Raw genomic sequence first — 5372 nt, forward strand, 5'->3', positions numbered from 1 at the left:
TGTTCTGACAAAATTAGTAATTCACCTAACTGCAAAGAGATATTATTATTAGTTGCTTTGTGGAATAGCTTTGTTGTTGACTATGGAATTAGATTTAGAGTTTCAGCAAACGTAAACTTCTTTTATGTCTATCAACTTCCCGTTCCCCGACTAACAGAAAAAGACCCCTACTTTAACGAAATAGTAAAACGCGCTGCCAAACTAATTTGCACAACCCCAGAATTTGACCAACTCGCAAAAGAAGTAGGATTAACCTCCCATAAAAAAGGCATCACCGACGAAACTAAACGCGCCAAACTCCGCGCCGAACTTGATGGAATTATCGCTCACCTTTACCAATTAACCGAAACAGAATTTACCCATATCCTCAATACATTTCCCCTAGTATCCAAAACAGTAAAAGAAGCAACAATAAAAGCATATCAAGAACATTCGTAGGGGTAAAATCAATAAATAATTAACAATAAATATTATGGTTTTGAGATTTTGGGAATGGCATAAAGAGGGTTTGGAGACCAAACCCCTACGGTGGTAAAATCAATAAATAATCAGCAATAAATATTATGGTTTTGAGATTTTGGGAATGGTATAAAGAGGGTTTGGAGACCAAACCCCTACGGTGGTAAAATCAATAAATAATCAACAATAAATATTATGGTTTTGAGATTTTGGGAATGGCATAAAGAGGGTTTGGAGACCAAACCCCTACGGTGGTAAAATCAATAAATAATTAACAATAAATATTATGGTTTTGAGATTTTGGGAATGGCATAAAGAGGGTTTGGAGACCAAACCCCTACGGTGGTAAAATCAATAAATAATCAACAATAAATATTATGGTTTTGAGATTTTGGGGATGGTATGAAGAAGGTTTGGAGACCAAACCCCTACATTTACGGATTATACATTTATTTTGGTGTTGGAAATGGTATGAAGAGGGTTTGGAGACCAAACCCCTACACATTACTTTTTTTAGCGATCGCCTCTAGGTTGGCAGAAGAGTTTAGAGAAATGGGTTGGCAGACCAAACCCCTACACATTATTTTTTTTAGCGATCGCTTCTAGGTTGGCAGAAGGGTTTGGAGACCAAACTCCCAAACACCCCATCCTTATCTGATTACAAAATTCTCTGCTGTGAGAGTAGGAGAACCAGTTAGAACTGCAAACTGACTTGTACTGCCATTAGCATTGTAGAACAAAGCACCATTATCAGAATTATAAACAATAATAGCGTCACTGGTAGCAGCACCACCTACAGTGGCAAACTCATCCCCAATATTTTCACCAGAAGCAGTGGTAATTTCCGTGAAAGTCGTCAAGTCAAGCAGAATTAAATCTAAGTCTGGATTGAAATCTGTAATTTCATCTACCCCTAAGTTTGCCTGACTAAATTCACTATTAGCAGCAAAAATAAAGCGGTCGATACCCGCACCACCTGTCAGGACATCATCATCAGCACCACCATTGAGGCGATCGCGACCTTGACCCCCACTGAGAGTATCTTCCCCATTACCTCCTAACAAGCGATCATTACCCAAACGACCAATTAAGGTATCATTTCCATTCCCGCCAAAAACAGTATCGTTTTCCAAACCACCATTCAGGCGATCGCTACCATTTCCACCACTAATACGATCATCACCACGGTTACCATTAATATCATCGTTGCCAGCACCACCATTAATAGTATCGCTACCACCAAGACCACTCAGATTATCATTACCACCGAGACCATCAATGTTATCATCACCCTTACCACCGGACTCATTGTCATCTTCTGAAGTTCCTGTGATAATTTGGTCTGGAGTAAACTCATAAACAGTAGTAGTACCACTTACTTCATTAGCAACTACTAATAATGCTTCTCCATTCGGACTATCTTCTGGGGAGATAAACGCAAAACCTTCGGGTCCTAAATCTCCTGCTGCTGATAGTTGCTCTGTGGTTGGTTCTAGATCACCATCCTCATTAGTATCAAATTCAACGGAGAAGTCACGGTTATTGATATATTGCACAAAATTTGGTGCAGTGGGGTCGCTAACATCATAAACCATGATTCCACCTATGCGTTCTAAACCGATAAAAGCATAGGTTTTATCGTGTAAAACTCCTGTAGTTATAGCTTCAGGTTCAGGTCCTTTAGCATCGCTACGAGTATCAAAAGTATTTTCGTCGTTGTCAGAATTGAAATAAATTGGCACTTCTTCTGCCGTAATTTGTTCAAAAGCATCGCCACTATCGAAGACTAAGTTACCAGCAGCATCCCAAATACTAAAAGAGCGACCCCCATTAGCAAAAATTTGGTCGTAGTCGCCATCACCATCAATATCTCCTGCTGTGGTTGTGACTGTCAGACGACCAAGAGCAGCGTCATCTTTTATGGCAGCAACGTCGAAAACGTCAGGATCGAGTACAAATTCCTCATCTCCTACCCGTGCTTCTTCTGAAAAACCATCATAGTCTCTTGAGTCTCCTTCATTTGCTGTTGCATAAAAGGTTTCACCATTTATTTCAAAAGAGGCAATACTATCTGGTTGGAATAACCCAAACACAGGGAAGTTGTTGAGATTAATCCCATCATCTCGATCGCTAGGATCAAGTTGATTACTTAGTGTTGAGAAATCAACCACACCTAGAACTACTGGTACTGGTTCGGGGTTGAGAGGAACAGTACCATCAACAGGAATCTCTTCATCTAAGAGACCAAAATCATTATCGTTGAGTACAACTAATCGTGGTGGTTCATCATCTGATTCCGATGGTAGTAATGCCAGACCTTCCACTTTGTCTCCAGCAGTGTAACCAATGGAAGGTAAGTTAGTGACTTTAATTTTATTAACTGCTTGAATACCTGCTGCTGCTAAACTATCTGCAGTTTGTTCTTCTAGGGTTTCACCGTTTGGTAAACTTGGCGCATTATTTGCAAGTAAATTAGTTGCACCTTTGAGGTCTACTTCAAAGATAAACTTTTTGGCAGTAGGATCGAAAGAGGAGTCTCTTTCTGCAACAAGGAATTTACCATCGCCAGAATAGACAGCATCTCCGATTTTATCAACAACAGGACCAGTACCTATGTCAGGTTTTTCTAAGAGATAGACATATTCTGCTACAGACTCTCCAGTATTTGCGTCAATACCTAAGATTCGGATGACACTAGAATTGTCGGAAGTGTCGCGATCGGGATTTTGTAGAGGTGTTTGAATAAAACTATAGAGAATACCTTCTCCTGGATCTAGAGCAACAGCTTCAAAACCACGATTCCGACGACGCTCAGAATATTCTGCTGGTAAAGTTTCAGTACCAAAAGTTCCTGCTGTTTCTCCTGCTAGTGCTGCTGTTCCTTCAGGTACAAAACGGTTGAGCAGTGAACCATCAGTATCAAATTGGTAAATAGCGGGGCGATATTCATCTACAGTCCAGAAAGTGCCGTCAGCAGGGTTGACAACAATACCTTCCATGTCTGCACCAAAGGGATCATATTCGAGGAGGTTGCCAGAAAGGTCTACTGGTACTTCGTCTTCTCCTTCAATATTAGGTAAACCTGTGATGGGAACTGTCTCACCGTTGTCTTCCCTCGTTAGGAGAATTTGTTCAGTTATTTCAATATCGCCACTGCCTTCATCTAAGGTAAAGCGAACAATTCTCGCTTGATAGTCTGGTAGTGCAAATGGTCTTTCGTTGTCTCCATCACCGTCTACATCTGTGGGTGCACCATTGGGTCCCCGGTCTGGTACGGTAACAAATTGTAGGTTGCCGTTTTCGTCTTCACCTTCAAACCATAATCCTGATAAACCACCCAGGAGAATATTTTGACCTGCTTCCGTTGTACCTAAAACTGGTAAGTCGGAAAATTCAAATTGTGTCAGGTTAGGAAGACCGCGACTGTGGTCTTTTACTCCCAGTGGTAGAACGTCTAGAATAGTTGCATCGTTAATATCTACCACTGCGACAGCATTATTTTCTTGCAGAGTTACAAGTGCTGTGTTGTCATCAGGAGAAACAGCTATATATTCTGGTTCTAAGTCTTGAGCAGCATTTGCGTCAGGTCCGAATATCCGTACCCCACGGGAGCGTAATTCCTCTTCCCGACCATTGAAAGCAGTAAAGTCAGCAGTAGAAACATCTGCTTGAGTTAAATTGTTAACTCCACCAGAAATGTCAATAATACTAACAGAACCTTCTGGATCATTGGTATAGTCATCGTTGGGTTCTCCTTCATTTGCTACCAGAACTCTTGTACCATCGGAGGTGAAGGTGAGCATATCTGGTAATGCACCCACAGTTACTTGAGCGAGTGTCTCTCCATCAGTATTGAAGAAAGCAACTGTACCAGGGTCTTGTGTGTCGTTAGCTTCAACTGCTACCGCTACAACACCATCATTAACTGCAACACTATTAGCACCTGCACCGAAAGAGGAAACATCTATTTCAGTTATAAAAGTTGGGTTAGTAGGGTCGCTAATGTCTAAGACATCAACAGCAGCACTATCAGCATTGACAACAAACACTCTTTGTGTAATGGGGTCATAAGCGGGAATTTCAGCAGCACTCTCATCGAAGAGTCCTGTGGCAAAAGTACCTAATACTCGGAGTCGTGGGTCAGTCATTAATCTTCCTAGTTATATATGTATGTTAATGTGCCGTGCGTATATTAGCAGTCGATCTTTAAGAGAAGTTTAAGTAAATTATTTAAAAGAGGTAGTAGGGACTATAGAGAAGGGAATAGGGGAAATAATTGATGTATATAGTACGATAATTGATTTTATTTATGCTCGGAGATGTTTACTAAAAATCAAGCTTGGTTCTGAAGCATATCATTGAATAATTGTCAATTATAGTAATCCTAAATATATAGGTTGTAAGATTTTATCAATGCGTGGTTTGGTCTCCAAATCCCTTTGCGCTTAGGTTAGGAGACGAAACTCCTACAGTTTTTTCTCAGGAATGATTTCAATTATTATACTTGAGGCGATCGCCAAATTATACCGTTTCACGGAAGTAAAAATTCCCAAGTCAGATTGTATCGTAAGGATTTGGAGACCAAACCCCTACAGTTTTTTCAGGAAATTATTTTACATCTCAAGCTTAAAACTAACAAAAAATAGCTGCTTTAAGTAATTAATTTTAGAGAGCTATTTCTATTATTCTTTCCTTCTTTCAATATTTACAACTTCCTTCTTCCTTTCTTCTTAAAAAAAAGAATGCTATACCCATCCTAAATAGGTTGTAATATTTTATCGTAGGGATTTGGTCTCCTTTCCCCAAGCAAAAATCGGATTTGGAGACCAAACCCCTACAGTTTTTTCAGGAATCATTTCATATTGCCATTTAAGAAACTGTTTGTAAAATAAGTCTTAAGAGAGTTGTTGAGT

Annotated in this window: 3 protein-coding genes; 2 read left to right on the top strand and 1 reads right to left on the bottom strand. The window is 39.9% G+C overall.

The genetic code is table 11. From position 1 onward, the window contains the following. Both F6K40_RS38460 and F6K40_RS38465 read left to right on the top strand, forming a co-directional pair. Window positions 1–438: hypothetical protein (locus F6K40_RS38460; protein ID WP_293145036.1), on the top strand; the 438-nt coding region annotated here is incomplete at its 5' end. 423 nt (window positions 439–861) lie between these two features. Continuing rightward, window positions 862–1065, top strand: coding sequence for a hypothetical protein (locus tag F6K40_RS38465; RefSeq protein ID WP_293145039.1), 204 nt, complete (start codon window positions 862–864; stop codon window positions 1063–1065). A 44-nt stretch (window positions 1066–1109) separates the two neighbouring features. On the opposite strand, the gene F6K40_RS38470 is transcribed toward F6K40_RS38465, so the two are convergent. Beyond that, complete coding sequence (locus F6K40_RS38470; RefSeq protein ID WP_293145042.1) at window positions 1110–4607, bottom strand: choice-of-anchor I family protein; 3498 nt, start codon at window positions 4605–4607, stop codon at window positions 1110–1112. Window positions 4608–5372: the final 765 nt, after the last annotated feature.

This window comes from Okeania sp. SIO3I5, from assembly GCF_010672085.1.
Taxonomy (GTDB): Bacteria; Cyanobacteriota; Cyanobacteriia; order Cyanobacteriales; family Microcoleaceae; genus Trichodesmium.